We start from the raw sequence: 16160 nt of genomic DNA on the forward strand, positions 1-16160 counted from the left end.
TGCCTACCATGATCGAGATTGTCGCAAAAGCAGCAGAGGAAGTGGGAGGCGTCGTTGCGCTAGCCCGCGCCCTCAACATCAAACACACCGCCATGTACTCTTGGAAACGTGTTCCTGCGGAGCGCGTTCTCGAAATCGAAAGAGTGTCTGGCATTTCCCGCCATGAGCTGCGTCCCGATCTGTATGGGGAGAAAGCATCGTGAACATCATGCCATTGCAGACGGATATTGAAGACATCGCGAATGTCGAACAGCAGATCGAGCAGCATGCGCAGAACGTCGAGCGTATTCAAGGGAATGCTATTCTTGAGATCGGCAGAGAGTTGAAATTTGCTCAGGATCTCTTTCGGTTTAATCGAAACGAAGGTGGGTTCACTGGTTGGCTTGCAACTCGCCTTCCACATATCAATCAAAGGGCCGCATATCGCGCCATCCAAAGATACGAAGGCGTTGAAGAGTTTGACGAATTTGTCAAACTTTCTGGTGCCGCTTTGGACGAAGTAGTAAAAGCAGAGCCTGACATTCAGGCGATCATTGCCGAACGAGTTGAAGCTGGTGAGGTATTCACTGCCGCTCAGGTCAAAGAACTGAAACAGAAGGCTGCGCAAGAAGCGGTTGATCGCCTCAATTCCGAAGCTGATCAGGCTCGGAAAGACCTCGAAGAACTCAAGAAATCTGCAACCGATCGCGACATCAGGTCTGCTTCTGAGGTTCGGGATTTGCAGCAAAAGATTTCTGACCTCACCGCGAAAATCGGTGAATTGGAAAAGTCCGCCAAGGATTACCAGAAATCCCTCCCGACGCCGACTAAGGCAAAGGAACAGGCAAAGGCCACAGGAGTGGCTACGCTCGCGAGTGACGGGAAATATTACTCTGGTGCATCCGAGGACGAAAAGCGCGCCAGCGACGCATTTCTGAGCGTTTTCAGCGCAGCAGCGAGCCTCTCCGACAGAAAGCATTCGCCTGGCGTCGTAGCTATCGGATGCCCCGCTGAGAGCAAGGCGCAATTCGCCTCTTATTGCGACAAAGCAATCGCCTACCTCAACGAAATCAAGGATGTCATCAATGGTCAGTAAGCTAGACTTGAAGCGCCTTAACACGGCGATTGATAAAGAAATTTCCGATGCTGTCGAAAAAGATGGAGAGGCAAAACATAGCCTCATCAAGTCAAAGGTGACTGCGGAATTTTCGGAAGTCATCAAGCGGATCAGCGACGAACTTGCCGACAGAAAAATCGGTGACATGGTCACGAGCCATTTGCGTAACTGGACCTTTATCAAGAAGGACGGTTCGAGGCAGCTTTCATTGCCTGGCATTCCGCCGACAATTCTTGAGCGCATGCCTGTACTTATAACAGTTCCGCCAGAAGAAGAAGGGGAAGAGACGCGCCACGTGTCTCTCAAGTCGGCGACCGTTGGAGAGCTACGGCGCTTCGAAAAATTCATCGCCGACATGCGTGACAACATCAACAAAACTGCCGATGCCGCAGGCTTCATTAAGCGGTCTGTTGAAGGCGTTGATGACGATATTCGTCTCATTGATGCACTCCGCCATCGTGGGAAATACGCCGCTTAACCCATTGCCTGCCGGGGACACCTCGCCCCCGCCTGTTACTCGGTAGGTAATAAGCCCGGAGATTTGATCTCCCTGACGGGTCTCCGGGCAACCCATTTCACGAAGGACAAGACCGATGAACATCACCGGAAAGGATCGAAGGGATTGCGCTCTGCCAAGATGCTCCCCTTCGGCTTTCGTGGTGAGTTTTCAGGCCAAGTCCACAAGACGAGCTGAATGCCAGTGTCAGTTTTCCAAGCTTTCCGGGCAATCCGCTTCATCTTCATCACTTCAGTTCCTCTGTTCTGAGACGGTTTCGTTACCGCCCCTCCACGGTTCAATAATTAGCCGTGGAGCGACCCAAGATGTTGGAAACATCGTCCAAGAACGTGGATTTTTCACCCAAGCGCATTTCGCAGGATCGTACCTCAATGTCTGACGCTGAATTAGCTGCCGACCTTCTGGATGAACTGATTGGCTATCGCGGTGTTCGCGAGCCGATCAAGGCCATGCTCGACCGGGCATACGACAAGCTTTCGAAGAAAAGCCAGAAATGGACGCGCCGCCGGGTGAGGGCAATTTTCAACAAAGAAGCAAACCGTATCGATAACCGCGAGATAGCGGAAATGGAGGCGGTTATCGCAGAGAGGAAGCGCCATGCGGAATACAAAGAAGAGACCGCCCGTATTGCTCAGATGGCTGTCGCTGCACAGACGAATGCGTCTCGCCGCTATGCTCCGAAACAAGGCCGCGAACTTATCTGAGATCGTCTGCCCGGAGTTGGCCGATTACCCGACCCTTGAAGAAGAGTTCAACATTCCAGCACCGGGAGAAGTGAAATGAATGCAGGACATAACGTCGATCAGGAAAAGCTTGACGAACAGCGCTTCCTCAACGGTTTCCGCGAGATTAAGGAATTGAAGTCTGACATCGGCGGAACGATGGGCACGATCAACGGTGTCTATAAGACGCTGAAAGCTGCCGGGTTCACCAAGGCCGATGTGAAGTGGGCGTTTGAGCTTGAAGAGAAGGACAGCGGCGAAGTCATTGAGACAATGAAGCGCCGTTTGCGTATAGCGGCAATGCTAGGCCACGGTCTGGCTCGTCAGATTGATCTCTTCGATGAAGACCGCACACCGCTTTCCGAGCGAGCATATCTCGAAGGCATGGCAGCCGGTCGTCTCCGCAAGGAAATGACGAACCCTCACGATCTCAGCACCGAAGCCGGTCAAGAATGGCAGCGCGGATTTAACGACGGTACGTCGCTGGCGAACATAGATCTTTCATCTGCATTAGACGAAGCCCACGGCGACACTGACTTCCCAGATGAGGAGGCAGCGTGATGGCGACAGTTTTCGAGCGCATTCGCAACGTCCTCGTGGAACTTCTTGGTGTAGAGACAAGTGCCGTAACCCCTGAAAGCACCTTCGTAGGTGACCTAGGATGTGACAGTCTTGACCTAGTCGAACTCGTCATTGTGATTGAAGATGAGTTCAACGTCGAGATTTGTGATGATGAAGCAGAATTAATCGTCACCGTTTCAGACGCTGTGAGAGAAGTTGAACGACTGGTCGGGGAGGTTGCCTAATGCTCTCCATGACCCCACGCCAGAAAGAGGCATACGACTTCATCCGTTCATTCATCGACCAGAAGGGCTACGGCCCTTCGTATGAGGAAATCCAGGAAGCACTTGGCTTGCATTCCAAGTCTGGTGTCCATCGCATCATTGAAGGGCTTGAAGAGCGCGACTTGATCGTCAGACGCCCCGGTATACGCCGGAGCATCGCACTGAAACCAGCCTTCAACGCTGACTATCACCTTCGCCGTGTCCTCTCAGCGCTCGACGGTACTCAGGTATCGGATCATGAGCACGTTTTGGAAGCAGCGCGGTTTCTCCAGGAGGCTGCATAATGTCTCGTGAAGATAAGGAACTCGAAGCCAAGATCGTCCAGATGGTCAAGGATGGCGTGAACCAGAACGAAATCCGCCATCAATTGAAGATCGGAAGCAAGAAGCTTCAGGAAATCGTTCGCCGGAATGGTCTCAACACCGGGAAGTTTTCAGCGGCTTGGTCCGAGGAAGAGCTAGAGATTGTCGAGCGCCTGCACCGAAAGGAAGGACTATCACCGGGCAAGATATTCAAGACTGGTCTCCTTCCCGGTCGCAGCAAGGCGTCCATCGCCACACGCTGCTACAACACCACCAGCCTTTTGCGAAAGCAGGAAAGGGCTGCCCCCAGCATTTCGAAAGAGCACGAAGCTCTTATGCGCCAGTCCATCCCAGACGATACCCGCTCCAAAACAGCAAGGATCATGGGTGATCCGCTACCGGGCCGCAGCGCGCTAGACATGCGGAGGGCAGCATGAGCCAACGTGTCGGAAACGCCCTCATCGTCACCGGCTGTGTGCTTTTAGCTCTGGCTTGGATTTTCGCCCCGGTGGCCTGCGTTATGGGGAGGTATTGAATGCAATCGGAGAGGCCGACACATAAGCTTTGCATCGATCCTTCCACGAACGCCGGTTATTGCCTGCTTGTGCATGACGAGGACAAGCCGGAGAGCGAGCGCAGAACACAACGTGAGCGACTGTTCTATGGCTCATGGGATTTAACGCGGGATCGCGACGGCAATAAATGTTCTCGTCATGGCGATTACTATCTCAACCTCTGGGATAACGTGGTCAAACTTCTGCGGAAGCACGACATATTTGACAGCAAGGACGTGGAAATCATTTTGGAAGCCGAGGCTTACGGCGCGGCTCGTTCTGAAGCGTCGGCGCGGCTCTCTGGCGGCTGGATAGCAACTGTCAGCATGATCGCAGCACGAAGAGGTTTCCCGTTACCAAGGACCGTGAACACTGTTTCATGGCGCAGCTTTTTCATTGGCGTCACCCAAGCACCAAAATGCGTTACTGACGGACTAGAAGGTCCGAAGAAGACGGAAAAAGCCAGGCAGTGGCTGAAAGATCAGGCCGTAGCAGCCTGCAAAGCGCGAGGGTTCGAAACGATTGATGATAATGCTGCCGAAGCAATCGGCATTCTGTTTTGGGCGCTGAATGGCGGGATTATCCGGCAGGAAAAAGCCAGAGCAGCCAAGAAAGCCAAGACCAAGGCGAAGCGTGATCAAACGAAAATGAATTTGCAGGTGGCGGCATGAGTGCAGTCAGAAAAATGGATTACGAGCAGCCCGCACAAGCAATCTGCAACTACGAGGCAGAAGGGGCGGTTATTGGAACACTTCTGCTCAACAACGACGCTTTCCCACTGATTGCCGGTATCCTCCAGCCGGTTCACTTCTACGATAAGTTCTTGGCCGAGATATTCGGCGTCATCACCGATGTCATCAAGCAGGGCAAGGTTGCACAGCCAGTCACGATTAAGCCCTTCCTTCCGTGGGATCGCAACATTGATAGCGAAACGACAGTTGGACGGCTAGTCGCCCGGTGCTGCGCTCAACACGCTCTCCCACCTGCAATGCTTCCACAGGTCGCCCAAATGCTGGTCGATCTTTCTAAGCGTCGTCAGATCATTGCCATCGCACAAGATGTCATAGCCGAAGCCCAGAACGTCAGCACAGAAAGCGACCCTGCACAGATTGGTGAGCGCGCAATTTCCGAAATCAGCAGCGCCCTTTCGGATGGTGACGATATCTACGGAGCGGTATCGTTCGGAACGGCTCTAGATGATGCTCTTGAGGACACGAACAGGGCATACAGCGGCAAACGCGGAACCGGCATAGGTTATCGCTTTCGACCCGTGGAAGAGCTTATCGGGCCAATGTGTGGCGGCCAGCTTATCATCCTGGGTGGAGCAACCAAGCAGGGCAAGTCCGCACTGGCCGGTCAGTTGGCAATGGGCGCTGCGGCTGAAGGATTTCCAGTCTGGTTCTATTCCGGCGAGATGTCAGCGAAAGAGCTGGCGATGCGTGAAAGCAGCCGTGAAACGAAGGTCACTGTGAACCGACAGAAGCGTGGCAAGGTGAACGAGACCGATTTCGAGCGCCTGATGAACTTCCGCAACGCAAACCGAGAGAAGCAAATCTACATCCAGCAGAAGCGTCTCACACTCGATCAGATTGAAGAGCGCATCCGGTACTTCGTGTCCAAGAAAGGCAAAGGACTGGCCGTAATCGACCATATGGGCCTGATCGACAAGAGCAAGGATGAAAAGAAGCTGGCCGATTGGGAATTTGGACAGATCGTAACAGCCAGGCTGAAGCAGATCGCCAGAGAGACGGACATTCCGATTATCGGCTGCGCACAGTTGAAGAAGAACACCTTCACTGACTATCGACCGACGATCAATGAGAAGTTCTTCCATCAGCTTCTGTCCAAAAAGCCACGTTATTCTGACCTGATAGGCGCAATCGAACGAGACGCCGACCATGTGTTGATCCCGTTCCGTCCGGTGGTTTTCCTCAAGGAGTACGAGCCGTCCACCCATTCCGACCTTCATGAGCTTTGGCAGGATTTGGTCGATCAGAATGAGGACAAAGCCAAGATATTCCTCGCTCTGTCACGTGAAAGCCAGTGGCCGCGTGATGTCGAATGCGGCTGGCACGGTCCTACGACCACGTTTGTCGATCTGGGCGGCATGAACGAGCCGGAACTTATCAAGCGGGAAGTCATCGACAATCCAATGGGGTTAGGCTTTTGAACCATTTCAGCGCGTATGTCAGAGAAGTCCCCGGCGGCTATTGGGCAATGCTCCGCTTCGCCCGCGACGGCAGACCAAAGCCCGTAATGGGAGAGGGAGACAAGCCCATTGTGTACCGATCCAAGCTGGAAGCCACAGAACGGGCGCTACAAGACCTTCTCGCCTATATGAACACCGAATACCTACGCTGCGGTGAAACAGCATCAGCGGCCCGTACAGAGGCAGAGAAGCTATTCCCGTCACTCCAGCCGATACGGAAGAACGGGAAAGTCATACAAGTTGAGAGAAAGAGGGCAGCGGCATGAGAAAGCTTCGTGTCCTCGATCTATTCAGCGGCATCGGTGGCTTCTCTCTTGGTTTGGAGCGCACGGGTGGCTTTGAAACCGTGGCATTTTGCGAGATCGAAGAGTTTCCGCGCCGCGTATTGGCGAAACACTGGCCAGAGGTGCCTTGCTATCATGACGTTAGAGAACTCACAGCAGCCAAGCTTGCTTCCGATGGAATTGCCATCGATGTCATCTGCGGCGGGTTCCCATGTCAAGACATCAGCACGGCGGGACATGGCGCTGGCCTTGAAGGCGAACGTAGTGGCTTATGGTCTGAGTACGCCCGACTTATTGGCGAGTTACGACCGAAGTTCGTCATCGTGGAGAACGTCGCAGCGCTGCTTGGTCGAGGGATGGGGCGAGTTCTCGGAGACTTGGCCGCGATCCGGTATGATGCGGAATGGCACTGTATTCCGGCTTCCGCCATTGGTGCCCACCACAGACGAGACCGCCTTTGGATTGTGGGCTACCCCTACGGTCTGTGGGAACTACAACCGCAAAGGGGCAAGCAAGACGAGCGGCGACGGTCTGGCAACGCAAGTCAGGAAATGGCCGACACCAAACGCTGGAGATTACAAAGCGGGGATGTCGAATGCACCCGGCCGGCAACAATCATCCCTGCCGCGTTCAGTAGGTATAGTGGAGGGAGTGAGTTCGGGGAAGCGTGGCGGACTGAACCCAACGTGGGTCGAGTGGCTTATGGGCTTCCCAATGGGATGGACCGAATTAAAGGCTTAGGCAACGCGGTTGTCCCTCAAATCCCTGAATTGATCGGTTACGCGATTATTGACGCTATCCGTGAAGCACAACAAGGAGAGGCGGCATGAGCGACAATGTGAACCGACCTGCCCATTACACTGGCCACCCAAGCGGTATCGAATGCATCCAGATCACGGAACACATGGGCTTTAACCTCGGCAATGCTGTTAAATACATCTGGCGATGCGATCTGAAGCAAGACGCGATTGAAGACCTGGAGAAAGCCCGTTGGTACATCGACCGGGAAATCAAGAAGCGCAAGCGGGCATTGAGGGTCATAGATGGCTAGGCACCACTGCGACATCTACAAGGTAGCAAGGCAGTGCGGCGTCACCTTGCGGGCAAGCTGTGACCATTCACCAACCAGCCGTAAACCGAGGGAATGTTTCTGCAAGCCCACCTTGCGGGAAATAGGAAGAGAGCACGGCGAGGAACATCTTCGCCTTGTTCTGCAGTTGATGGTCGGGACTGTGGCTAATTCGCGGGAACTGTTCGCAGATATGATCAAGGCCGTGTCGTCGGTGCTGGTCAGAAACCCGGAACTGGTTAGGCGTCGGACGCTGCTGGATGACTTCGATGCCATTGATCTCGGCAGCCTGCGCAGAAAGGCAAAGGCCATGAACTGCGGGTTGCCTACTTCCCATGTTTTGCGTGTGCTGATTACGGTAAAGTTCTATCAACCAATACAAGGTGATTTGCTGGATTGGATAGGAGAGGCGGCGTGACGCAACAAACAATGCTCGAGCGTGTTGCTAAAGCTCTATTCGAGGATGAGTGGGATGATAAATCTTCCGAGCAATGGGAGAGTGCGGACGCTGATGAAAGGAAAGCATGGTTAAGATCAGCCCGCGTAGCTGTGGCGGCGCTGCGGGAGCCTACCGACCTAATGGGTAATGGCCTGAATAATCTTCCGGGTGGATACAGAGCCGGTTCTCACAGTGCTTCCGATATATGGCGGGTTATGATCGACGCTGCGCTTGAGGAGAAGCCCGAATGAATTACCAAGCGTGGACATATGAAGCGGTGAGAGATCGGGTCGTAGAAGCCGCACAGACGCTACTTGCTTCTCCAGCCGATCTTGGACCAAGGGCAAAGCAGGGCGCATTCAGCGACCTTGTGGCCGCCGTGATCCAGACCGAATACGACAGAGCACCATCCTACAGGCGCATATTGTCAGCCGGTTCACTGAGCCGGATGGAGGAAACTTGGAAATGGATAAACGACTATCTGGAGGAGGAAGATCGCAAGCTGGTTTACGATTATGGCTTCATAAAAAGCCGGAAAGGTCTCTATCTCGACCGTTATCTTGAGAAAAACGACATGGTGCGCCGAACTTTCGAGCGTCGAATTAAGCGGTGTTGTCAATTAATTGCAGACAATCTGAACCGATTGTACTCTGTTCGGTTTACAGAGAGGCTAGACGACGTGTCGCAAATCGAGGTAGATATCGTGACAACAAAGGTATCGTCCGAGAGTTGCGTTCGTGGGGCAAATCACTTCATGACGCCGGACGCCAAGCCCAAGAACATCCCTTCTCTTCATGAGAAAATGAAACCCGCTGCATAGCGGATGGGCACCAATATGCGGGTGCAAGTAGCAGGCGACCGAATGTCCAACCGGTTGCAGGGAGGTGCAAATCCTCCCACAGCGACAGACATGGTGAAAGTCATGATCGCCAAGAGAGCAAGACGCATCGCTGACAAGCTGCGCATGAAGGCGAAAGCCAAGCGTGTTTACCCGCGAGATGAAAAGGCACGGAACGCCGATCATCTGAAATGCTGCTCTTGCTTCATGTGCGGCAATCCTCGGAAGTGGTGGAAGCAGAAGACCATTTCGGAGAATATGGCCGACGACTGGCAGCGCCTACAGCGTGACTGGTCGAAGGTTTACGGATAGAGGCAGCGCCTCAACGGAATGTGCGAGACGCGGTGAATGCCAGGGCCGTCCTCCCCGCAAGGGTGTAGAGTTACCGAGAGATTTGGCGCTCGGCGCACACAGAATGCGATCTATGGGCTATGGGTTGGCGGGTGTCTCACCGATGCCAACGTGTTAAATGCCCGTCCTTCTGAGGGTGAGACTACCATTAGGGGATCGCATACATGACATGGCCGTCACCTCTTCCTTTGCTTATCGATAGCGCAAGGGTACGTGGCGGCTTTCTATTCGGTGCCAGCCAATTCGTCACCTAATGACATAGGGCAGACTGGTTAAATGTGGGGCATGCGCCAAGCCGATAACAGAACGGCAGTTTGACGGATAGTAGAGGAAGCGCAGAAGCCAGCGACCGTCAGACCTTAATGCTGCGCCCGTTCTGACCAATAAACCGGATAATCCGGTCTTTTCAGCCGTCGCCTTCGGGTGGCGGCTTTTCCATTTCTGAGGAGCGACACTCCTTTCACTAGCCCACCGGGCGGCTAGACCATGGCTTTCACTCGCGGGTGTAGAACTCAACACTGGTCGCTCCGGGGAGAAATCTCTGCATATAGCGGTGTGAAGTGGGCAGGCCCGGAAGATACCAACAGAGGAACGGATATGCGGCAATCGGAAATCGACCGGGCTTTGGTGCTCCTTTACCGAAGCAACAATGCCCACGACTACGTTAACTTCGTTCGTCCTATCGATGCGATGGACAAGCTGCCGATGGTTGGCCTTGAGGAATACTCGGTCATGCTCGAGCGCTTGCGGGAAGATGTTGAAGCGGAGATAGCCCGACGCCGGGAAGCTGGTCAGACCGTGTATTCCGTCGAGTACTACGAGAGCTTGAAGGAAAAGGCGTGAGCCATGCCCAAGCCCATCCAGTTCATGCAAGCCACATGGCAGGACATACTCGGATCGAGGCATCTCCATCGTGCAGCAGTGCTGCGCGGGAATATGGATATTGCTGATGAGATACGAGAAACCATGCATAGCTGTCTAGACGCCTACCTGGATCACCAGACCGAGGCAGCAGTAGCAGCAGAGCTTAAGGCGAAGGGGTAGAGGCATGGCTAATCTGTTAGGCATCTTGTTCTTCGCGGTCGATAGGTTTTTCGACAGAGCAATGGAGACAGTCCGTGAGCGGAATGAGCACCGGCGCAAACGGGACAGGGATGCTTATGTGGCGTGGCTTAAGTCAATGGGCCCGGATGAAGTCGCCAAGTCAGGCCGGATTGAGGATGTGATCCTGGCCAAGCAGATACGGGTAGCCAAGCGTGGCTAAGATTAAAACTCTCAAGCCTCTCGTATCCACGATGAAGCCAAGGCTGGGATATGCCAAGGGGAATGAGAGAGAGCGCAGCCAGTACCGTGACAGAACGCAGGCATGGCGCAGTTGGTATAAGACCAACAGATGGCAGAAGCTTAGATGGTCAGTGCTTACCCGTGATCTGTTCACCTGCTCGATGTGCGGGAAGATAGAGACAGACACCAGTCAGCTAGTCTGTGACCACGTAGACCAGCACCACGGCGATGAGCGAGCATTCTGGTCAGGACCATTCCAGACCCTGTGCAAGCCATGCCATGACCGAGACAAGCAGAGGATGGAGCGGAGAGGATGAGCGGGATCGAATTCACGGCCACAATTCAGGCAGACCCGGATAGCTGGGCGTCCTTTATGGAGTGGATAGAAGAGGCACAACGCAAGCAGCTTGACCGCATTAAGAAGACATCCCTGCTAAGCGGTATGGAAGTCACAGTCAGTATGGAGGAGTTCGGCTATGCGTGGTCGCCTGTCTATTGGCATGAGTATGACGAGCCTATCGCATGGGTGCACAACGAAACTGGTGCAAGAGTGAACGGCTCCAAGATGCCAGATCAATGAAATCAAAGGCATAGGGGGGGGTAGGCAAAGTCCAAAACCCCTCTCGCCGCCAGACCCGCGTCCACCTCATCAACACGATTTTTTTTGGAGCACCGATTTTCAGCCATGGCCGGTAACAAAAACAGCGGTCGTCCCGAATTTGCGCCAACGGACGAAGACCGCGAGAAAGTGCGCGTTCTCAAGGCCGGTGGCATGACGAACGAGGCGATTGCGGAGGTTATCGGCGTTTCAGAGCCTACCTTGCGCAAGCATTTTTCTTACGAACTGGACATTGCGACCGCAAAAGTGCGGGCGGACCTCCTGATGGCGCGGTATCGCGCTGCCATGGGCGGCAATGTGCAGGCTCAGAATAAGATGATCGAGCAAGTTTCGGCCAACGCTGCACAGCGGAAAATCGCGCCTGAGAAGGAAGAGAAGAAGCCGAAACTTGGCAAGAAGGAAGAGCAGAAGCTGGCTGCTCAAAGCATCGGCGGCAAATTCGCTCCTCCCACCCCTCCGAAACTGACGGTAGTAAGCGGATAAATGAACGCTAACCCTGTGTGGAGTACAGCCTGTCCCGATTGGGAACGGCGCATTGTCGCTCGTCAATCGCTGATCACCTTCGATCCGCTATTCCCAGATGAGGCTGAAGCAGCCCTAGAGGTGTTCAAGGCGCTTCGGGTCGTTGATCTGCCGAAGGTGTATATCGAGGCGACGGACAGTTACGAGCACCCGACCTTTGGCGAAGTGTCAGAGGAATGGGTATTCGATTTTGTCCGTGCGGTGTTCGGTGCGTATGACGCCAGCAACGCGAAGCGTCTTATCGAAGAGTTCTTTTTGCTGGTCAGCAAGAAGAATGGAAAGTCAACCATTGTCGCCGGGATTATGCTAACGGCGCTGATTAGAAACTGGCGTCATTCGGCTGAATTGCTGATCCTGGCACCGACACGAGAAGTTGCTGATAATTCGTTCAAGCCAGCAGCAGACATGGCGCGGGCAGACAATGACTTGGTTGATCTGCTGCATGTGCAGGACAACCTCAAGCAGATCACGCACCGGCTGACAAATGCCACGCTGAAGGTCATATCGGCAGATGCGTCCACGTCTGCGGGTAAGAAGGCTGCATTCGTTCTTATCGAGGAGCTTTGGCTCTTCGGAAAGAAGAATGGTGCGAGCGCGATGTTGCAGGAAGCCACCGGCGGGTTGATATCCCGCCCAGAAGGCTTCGTCATATACATTTCTACGCAGTCAGATGCGCCACCGGCGGGCGTGTTTAAGGAGAAGCTGGAATACTTCAGGAATGTCCGCGATGGCCTCATAGACGATCCTCGCAGCCTGCCGGTGCTATACGAGTACCCGGAAAAGATGGTCAAGGCTAAGGACTATCTGAAGCCGGAGCACTTCTACGTCACAAACCCGAACATCGGTAAGTCTGTTCGGCTGGATTGGCTGTCTCGCAAACTCGCTAACGTGATGAGCGGACAGGACGAAGAAGGCGACACGATCCAGACCTTCCTTGCCAAGCATCTCAATGTTGAGATCGGCATGAACCTTCGGGCCAATCGGTGGCCAGGGGCTGACTTCTGGGCGAAACGCGGCGACCAAGCGATTACTCTGGAATACCTGTACGACCATTGCGATGTGATTGTGCCGGGGCTGGATGGCGGCGGATTGGACGATCTGTACGGCTTCGCGGCACTCGGTCGCCATAAGGCAACGCGGGATTGGCTGCTCTGGACCCATGCATGGTGTCACAAGGGCGTTCTTGATCGACGCAAGACGATTGCTGACCGGCTGCGTGATTTTGCCAAGGCGGGCGAACTGACCATTGTCGAGGATGAACTGGACGACATCAGCGCAATTGTGGAGATCATCGCAGAGATCAAGCAGCGTGGCTTGCTGGCGGCGGTGGCCGTCGATCCGGCGGGACTTGGCGAAATGATTGAAGCCTTAGACGAGATCGGAGTTACCCAGGAAGAGGGGCTTCTGGTCGGCGCTCCACAGGGCTACGCGATGATGAATGCCATCAAGACGGCAGAGCGCAAGCTGACCAACGGGACGCTGAAGCATTCCGGGTCAAAGCTTATGTCTTGGTGCGTCAGCAATCTGAAAATCGAGCCTACAGCCACGGCGATCCGCGCCACCAAGCAAAACGCTGGCGATGCGAAGATTGACCCGGTGATGGCGCTATTCGACGCGGTGACGGTGATGAGCCGGAACCCTGAAGTGAAGCGCGAGAAAACCTATCAGATGATGTTCGTCTGATTTCACTGACAATTTGAAAGATGGAGGTCGGTCATGGAAATGACGCGGCGCGCCTATTCGTGCATCGAAGTCAAAGCGGTGAACGAGGAACGGCGCATCATTCGTGGCGTGGCGACCAGCCCAGCCGTTGATCGTGTGGGTGACATCGTTGACCCGATGGGCGTCAAGTTCCAGAACCCGCTTCCTCTGCTCTGGCAGCACAAGCACGACAAGCCTATCGGCACGGTCAAGTTCGATGCGCCGACCGAAAAAGGCATCAACTTCGAGGCTGAGTTGCCGGTTGTGTCAGAAGCTGGAACGCTTCGAGATCGGATCGAAGAGGCATGGCAGAGCATCAAGCTAGGCTTGGTGCGCGCCGTATCCATCGGCTTCCGGCCCATCGAATACAGTTTCATGGAAGAAGGAGGCATTCGCTTCATCGAAAGCGAAGTGTTCGAGCTTTCCGCCGTGACTATCCCGGCCAACGAACAGGCCGTGATTTCCAGCGTTGGCAAGAGCTTGGACGCGGATGCCATCGCGCACATCAAGAAATTCGAGTTTCCGACCGAGGAAAAGCAGGCTCCTGCCCAGATGGGCAAGAAGGTGCATGTGGCTCGCTTGGCGGCTGCGGCCCATGACCGGGTGCAATTCACCATCAACAAAATCAATCGTTAATGGAGGTAGCAATGGCTACTTACGCTGAACAGATCGCCGCCTACGAGAACAAGCGAGCGGCAAACCTCAAGGCCATGGAAGACATCATGGCCAAGTCGGCAGACAAGGGCGAAACTCTCGATGCTGCACAGCAGGAAGAGTTTGACGGTCTTCAGGCTGACAATGACGCAATCGACAGCCATCTGAAGCGCCTGCGCACTCTGGAAAAGGCTGCGGCTGAAAAGGCGGTTCCTGCTGCCGGTGGCCGCGAAACCGACGGCGCACAGGCTCGTTCCGGTGTTGTCGTGGTCCCTCGCACTGAAAAGCTCGACAAGGGCATTGCATTCGCTCGTATCGCCAAGGTGAAGGCTCTGGCTAAGCTCGACGGTGAAAGTGTCCGCACGGTCGCAAAAGAGCTTTACGGCGAAACCTCGTCTGTCTTTGGCTTCTTTGCCAAGGCTGCCGTACCAGCTGCGACGACCACTCATGCAACATGGGCCGGTCCTTTGGTTGGTGACGAAACGTCGGCTTTCGCTGACTTCGTTGAATATCTTCGCCCACAGACCATCCTTGGCCGCTTCGGTGCGAACGGTATCCCATCGCTTCGCCGTGTGCCGTTCCGCGTCCCGCTGATCGGCCAGACTTCCGGCGGTGAGGGTTATTGGGTAGGTGAGGGCAAGGCCAAGCCGCTGACCAAGTTCGACTTCGAGCGCAAGACGCTTGAACCGCTCAAGGTCGCCAATATCGCGGTTGCCACTGAAGAAGTGCTTCGCGATAGCTCACCTTCGGCAGAAGCAATCATCCGTGATCAACTTGTTGCGGCTCTCCGCGCACGTCTCGATACGGACTTCATCAACCCGGCCAAGGCTGCGGTTGCTGGAACGTCACCTGCATCGATCACGAATGGCGTGACGGCTATTCCGTCGGCAGGCGGCACGGCTGACGATGTTCGCGCCGACATTCAGAAACTGTTCGGTGCCTTCATTGCTGCGAACAATGCTCCAACCTCCGGTGTATGGATCATGTCGGCAACTGTGGCTCTGGCCCTGTCGCTGATGCAGAACCCGCTCGGTCAGGCTGAGTTCCCAGGCATCAGCATGAACGGCGGCACCCTGTTCGGTCTTCCAGTGATCGTTTCGGAATACGTTCCGGTTGTAACCGGCTCGACCGATCCGGCTGATGACGGTGCATATGTCGTTCTCGTCAACGCCTCGGACATCTACTTCGCAGACGATGGCGATGTGGCTGTTGATCTGAGCCGTGAAGCGTCTCTGGAAATGGCCGACAATCCGGCTCACAACTCCGGTACGCCGACCCCAGCACAGCTTGTTTCCATGTTCCAGACGAACAGCGTGGCCTTCCGCGCTGAACGTACCCTGAACTGGATGGCTCGCCGTGCGAACGCGGTTCAGGTGCTCTCCGCCGTCAAGTGGGGCCAGTAAGCCAATAGGGCGGGGCGCATTGCGCGCCCTGCCTACTCTTCCATGGAGAATGCCATGAAGCACCTTTCCTATTTCGACAGGGCGATGAAATCCCCGGATCGTCGCTATCTGCGCATCTTCGAAAAGATGGGCTACCGGGAAGAACCGAAGCCGGTTGAAGAGCCAGCGCCGAAGCCAAAGGCAAAGCGAAAGGCGGACGATCATCAGGACGATGACGAATGATCGGCTTCATCGGTGCAGCGGAGTTCATTCAATTCATCGGTGATGGCGGCGGCGGGTCAATCGATCCCGCGTTTCTCGTCACTGTGAACGGTGAAACTGTGACGAACAGTGGTGCGCCGGTCACGTATGGAACGGACATAGACCCCGCTTTGCTGGTGTTGAACGATGGTTCTGTCGTCACGAATAGCGGTGCGATTGTTCTGAACGGAGAATAAAAAATGGCTGAATTATCTACGCTCGGATCGGTCATCAAGACCGCTTACGAAGGTGAGGCGAATACCAACGCCTATACCGATGCCGAAAAGACGAAGCTGGCAGGTGTCGCCGCTGGTGCTACCGCACTGACAATCGGCACCACGGCAACAACGGCTAAGGCTGGAAATTATCAACCGACGTGGGCGCAGGTGACAAGCAAGCCGGTGGGCGTTGCTGTCCCAGATGCCGCCGAAGGCACGGAAGTGGCCACGATTAACGCACTCCTCGCCAGCCTTCGCACTGCCGGTTTTATCGCCACCTAAAAGGGGCCAAC

At 54.7% G+C, this 16160-nt stretch carries 26 protein-coding genes; all 26 read left to right on the top strand.

What is annotated here, in order from left to right; all coding sequences use genetic code 11:
- The first annotated feature begins 8 nt into the window (after positions 1–8).
- The 26 genes from OANT_RS01145 to OANT_RS26965 all read left to right on the top strand — a co-directional run bounded on the left by OANT_RS01145 (position 9) and on the right by OANT_RS26965 (position 16149).
- Positions 9–203, top strand: a complete 195-nt coding sequence (locus OANT_RS01145; RefSeq protein WP_041545249.1) for a transcriptional regulator — start codon at positions 9–11, stop codon at positions 201–203.
- Positions 200–1075 (top strand): hypothetical protein, encoded by an 876-nt coding sequence (locus OANT_RS01150; RefSeq protein WP_041544891.1) that lies wholly within the window; start codon positions 200–202, stop codon positions 1073–1075. Before OANT_RS01145 ends, OANT_RS01150 begins: the two co-directional genes overlap by 4 nt.
- Entirely contained in the window at positions 1056–1574 is a 519-nt protein-coding gene (locus tag OANT_RS01155; RefSeq protein ID WP_147284749.1) for a hypothetical protein, read from the top strand. Before OANT_RS01150 ends, OANT_RS01155 begins: the two co-directional genes overlap by 20 nt.
- Before the next feature lie 344 nt (positions 1575–1918).
- Positions 1919–2317 carry a hypothetical protein gene (locus tag OANT_RS01160; protein WP_011982413.1) on the top strand — a complete coding sequence of 133 codons (399 nt, stop codon included), beginning with the start codon at positions 1919–1921 and terminating at the stop codon, positions 2315–2317.
- A gap of 75 nt (positions 2318–2392) precedes the next feature.
- Positions 2393–2896, top strand: coding sequence for a hypothetical protein (locus OANT_RS01165; protein WP_011982414.1), 504 nt, complete (start codon positions 2393–2395; stop codon positions 2894–2896).
- On the top strand, positions 2896–3141 hold the full coding sequence (acpP, locus tag OANT_RS01170) for an acyl carrier protein (RefSeq protein ID WP_011982415.1): 246 nt from the start codon (positions 2896–2898) through the stop codon (positions 3139–3141). The genes OANT_RS01165 and acpP overlap by 1 nt, the downstream gene beginning before the upstream one ends.
- Positions 3141–3464 (top strand): LexA family protein, encoded by a 324-nt coding sequence (locus OANT_RS01175; RefSeq protein ID WP_011982416.1) that lies wholly within the window; start codon positions 3141–3143, stop codon positions 3462–3464. The genes acpP and OANT_RS01175 overlap by 1 nt, the downstream gene beginning before the upstream one ends.
- Positions 3464–3919 (top strand): SANT/Myb-like DNA-binding domain-containing protein, encoded by a 456-nt coding sequence (locus tag OANT_RS01180; protein ID WP_011982417.1) that lies wholly within the window; start codon positions 3464–3466, stop codon positions 3917–3919. Before OANT_RS01175 ends, OANT_RS01180 begins: the two co-directional genes overlap by 1 nt.
- A gap of 167 nt (positions 3920–4086) precedes the next feature.
- The gene (locus OANT_RS01185; RefSeq protein WP_235822995.1) at positions 4087–4707 is read left to right on the top strand and encodes a hypothetical protein; all 621 of its coding nucleotides are present in this window, start codon (positions 4087–4089) and stop codon (positions 4705–4707) included.
- The gene (locus OANT_RS01190; RefSeq protein WP_011982419.1) at positions 4704–6206 is read left to right on the top strand and encodes a replicative DNA helicase; all 1503 of its coding nucleotides are present in this window, start codon (positions 4704–4706) and stop codon (positions 6204–6206) included. Before OANT_RS01185 ends, OANT_RS01190 begins: the two co-directional genes overlap by 4 nt.
- Before the next feature lie 301 nt (positions 6207–6507).
- The gene (locus OANT_RS01200; protein WP_011982420.1) at positions 6508–7359 is read left to right on the top strand and encodes a DNA cytosine methyltransferase; all 852 of its coding nucleotides are present in this window, start codon (positions 6508–6510) and stop codon (positions 7357–7359) included.
- Positions 7356–7580, top strand: coding sequence for a DUF3310 domain-containing protein (locus OANT_RS01205; protein WP_041544895.1), 225 nt, complete (start codon positions 7356–7358; stop codon positions 7578–7580). Before OANT_RS01200 ends, OANT_RS01205 begins: the two co-directional genes overlap by 4 nt.
- Positions 7573–8016, top strand: coding sequence for a hypothetical protein (locus tag OANT_RS01210; RefSeq protein WP_011982421.1), 444 nt, complete (start codon positions 7573–7575; stop codon positions 8014–8016). Before OANT_RS01205 ends, OANT_RS01210 begins: the two co-directional genes overlap by 8 nt.
- A complete protein-coding gene (locus tag OANT_RS01215) occupies positions 8013–8288 on the top strand; it encodes a hypothetical protein (RefSeq protein WP_041544897.1) in 276 nt (91 codons plus the stop codon). The genes OANT_RS01210 and OANT_RS01215 overlap by 4 nt, the downstream gene beginning before the upstream one ends.
- A complete protein-coding gene (locus OANT_RS01220; RefSeq protein ID WP_011982422.1) occupies positions 8285–8857 on the top strand; it encodes a hypothetical protein in 573 nt (190 codons plus the stop codon). Before OANT_RS01215 ends, OANT_RS01220 begins: the two co-directional genes overlap by 4 nt.
- 102 nt (positions 8858–8959) lie before the next feature.
- Positions 8960–9187, top strand: coding sequence for a hypothetical protein (locus OANT_RS01225; RefSeq protein ID WP_043062358.1), 228 nt, complete (start codon positions 8960–8962; stop codon positions 9185–9187).
- Positions 9188–9823: 636 nt separating this feature from the next.
- The gene (locus OANT_RS01230) at positions 9824–10069 is read left to right on the top strand and encodes a hypothetical protein (RefSeq protein ID WP_036586392.1); all 246 of its coding nucleotides are present in this window, start codon (positions 9824–9826) and stop codon (positions 10067–10069) included.
- 205 nt (positions 10070–10274) lie between these two features.
- A complete protein-coding gene (locus OANT_RS01240; RefSeq protein ID WP_041544901.1) occupies positions 10275–10490 on the top strand; it encodes a hypothetical protein in 216 nt (71 codons plus the stop codon).
- A gap of 333 nt (positions 10491–10823) precedes the next feature.
- Positions 10824–11090, top strand: coding sequence for a hypothetical protein (locus tag OANT_RS01250; RefSeq protein WP_011982426.1), 267 nt, complete (start codon positions 10824–10826; stop codon positions 11088–11090).
- A gap of 105 nt (positions 11091–11195) precedes the next feature.
- Positions 11196–11612 carry a helix-turn-helix domain-containing protein gene (locus tag OANT_RS01255; protein ID WP_011982427.1) on the top strand — a complete coding sequence of 139 codons (417 nt, stop codon included), beginning with the start codon at positions 11196–11198 and terminating at the stop codon, positions 11610–11612.
- Positions 11613–13334, top strand: a complete 1722-nt coding sequence (locus OANT_RS01260; RefSeq protein ID WP_011982428.1) for a terminase large subunit — start codon at positions 11613–11615, stop codon at positions 13332–13334.
- 33 nt (positions 13335–13367) lie between these two features.
- Positions 13368–13988, top strand: a complete 621-nt coding sequence (locus tag OANT_RS26825) for an HK97 family phage prohead protease (protein WP_011982429.1) — start codon at positions 13368–13370, stop codon at positions 13986–13988.
- Between the two features lie 11 nt (positions 13989–13999).
- Complete coding sequence (locus OANT_RS01270; protein ID WP_011982430.1) at positions 14000–15409, top strand: phage major capsid protein; 1410 nt, start codon at positions 14000–14002, stop codon at positions 15407–15409.
- A gap of 54 nt (positions 15410–15463) precedes the next feature.
- A complete protein-coding gene (locus OANT_RS26655) occupies positions 15464–15631 on the top strand; it encodes a hypothetical protein (RefSeq protein ID WP_158304316.1) in 168 nt (55 codons plus the stop codon).
- Positions 15628–15846, top strand: coding sequence for a hypothetical protein (locus tag OANT_RS01275; protein WP_011982431.1), 219 nt, complete (start codon positions 15628–15630; stop codon positions 15844–15846). Before OANT_RS26655 ends, OANT_RS01275 begins: the two co-directional genes overlap by 4 nt.
- 3 nt (positions 15847–15849) lie before the next feature.
- Positions 15850–16149, top strand: a complete 300-nt coding sequence (locus OANT_RS26965) for a hypothetical protein (protein WP_011982432.1) — start codon at positions 15850–15852, stop codon at positions 16147–16149.
- The last annotated feature ends 11 nt before the right edge of the window (positions 16150–16160 follow it).

Origin of the sequence: Brucella anthropi ATCC 49188 (genome assembly GCF_000017405.1) — a bacterium.
Taxonomy (GTDB): domain Bacteria; phylum Pseudomonadota; class Alphaproteobacteria; order Rhizobiales; family Rhizobiaceae; genus Brucella; species Brucella anthropi.

Excerpts from the sequence above, each read along its gene's own strand:
- OANT_RS01145 (WP_041545249.1), top strand. The coding sequence starts at position 9 with ATGATCGAGATTGTCGCAAAAGCAGCAGAGGAAGTGGGAGGCGTCGTT.
- OANT_RS01155 (WP_147284749.1), top strand. The coding sequence starts at position 1,056 with ATGTCATCAATGGTCAGTAAGCTAGACTTGAAGCGCCTTAACACGGCG.
- OANT_RS01160 (WP_011982413.1), top strand. The coding sequence starts at position 1,919 with ATGTTGGAAACATCGTCCAAGAACGTGGATTTTTCACCCAAGCGCATT.
- OANT_RS01165 (WP_011982414.1), top strand. The coding sequence starts at position 2,393 with ATGAATGCAGGACATAACGTCGATCAGGAAAAGCTTGACGAACAGCGC.
- acpP (WP_011982415.1), top strand. The coding sequence starts at position 2,896 with ATGGCGACAGTTTTCGAGCGCATTCGCAACGTCCTCGTGGAACTTCTT.
- OANT_RS01175 (WP_011982416.1), top strand. The coding sequence starts at position 3,141 with ATGCTCTCCATGACCCCACGCCAGAAAGAGGCATACGACTTCATCCGT.
- OANT_RS01180 (WP_011982417.1), top strand. The coding sequence starts at position 3,464 with ATGTCTCGTGAAGATAAGGAACTCGAAGCCAAGATCGTCCAGATGGTC.
- OANT_RS01190 (WP_011982419.1), top strand. The coding sequence starts at position 4,704 with ATGAGTGCAGTCAGAAAAATGGATTACGAGCAGCCCGCACAAGCAATC.
- OANT_RS01200 (WP_011982420.1), top strand. The coding sequence starts at position 6,508 with ATGAGAAAGCTTCGTGTCCTCGATCTATTCAGCGGCATCGGTGGCTTC.
- OANT_RS01205 (WP_041544895.1), top strand. The coding sequence starts at position 7,356 with ATGAGCGACAATGTGAACCGACCTGCCCATTACACTGGCCACCCAAGC.
- OANT_RS01210 (WP_011982421.1), top strand. The coding sequence starts at position 7,573 with ATGGCTAGGCACCACTGCGACATCTACAAGGTAGCAAGGCAGTGCGGC.
- OANT_RS01220 (WP_011982422.1), top strand. The coding sequence starts at position 8,285 with ATGAATTACCAAGCGTGGACATATGAAGCGGTGAGAGATCGGGTCGTA.
- OANT_RS01225 (WP_043062358.1), top strand. The coding sequence starts at position 8,960 with ATGATCGCCAAGAGAGCAAGACGCATCGCTGACAAGCTGCGCATGAAG.
- OANT_RS01230 (WP_036586392.1), top strand. The coding sequence starts at position 9,824 with ATGCGGCAATCGGAAATCGACCGGGCTTTGGTGCTCCTTTACCGAAGC.
- OANT_RS01240 (WP_041544901.1), top strand. The coding sequence starts at position 10,275 with ATGGCTAATCTGTTAGGCATCTTGTTCTTCGCGGTCGATAGGTTTTTC.
- OANT_RS01250 (WP_011982426.1), top strand. The coding sequence starts at position 10,824 with ATGAGCGGGATCGAATTCACGGCCACAATTCAGGCAGACCCGGATAGC.
- OANT_RS01255 (WP_011982427.1), top strand. The coding sequence starts at position 11,196 with ATGGCCGGTAACAAAAACAGCGGTCGTCCCGAATTTGCGCCAACGGAC.
- OANT_RS01260 (WP_011982428.1), top strand. The coding sequence starts at position 11,613 with ATGAACGCTAACCCTGTGTGGAGTACAGCCTGTCCCGATTGGGAACGG.
- OANT_RS26825 (WP_011982429.1), top strand. The coding sequence starts at position 13,368 with ATGGAAATGACGCGGCGCGCCTATTCGTGCATCGAAGTCAAAGCGGTG.
- OANT_RS01270 (WP_011982430.1), top strand. The coding sequence starts at position 14,000 with ATGGCTACTTACGCTGAACAGATCGCCGCCTACGAGAACAAGCGAGCG.
- OANT_RS26655 (WP_158304316.1), top strand. The coding sequence starts at position 15,464 with ATGAAGCACCTTTCCTATTTCGACAGGGCGATGAAATCCCCGGATCGT.
- OANT_RS01275 (WP_011982431.1), top strand. The coding sequence starts at position 15,628 with ATGATCGGCTTCATCGGTGCAGCGGAGTTCATTCAATTCATCGGTGAT.
- OANT_RS26965 (WP_011982432.1), top strand. The coding sequence starts at position 15,850 with ATGGCTGAATTATCTACGCTCGGATCGGTCATCAAGACCGCTTACGAA.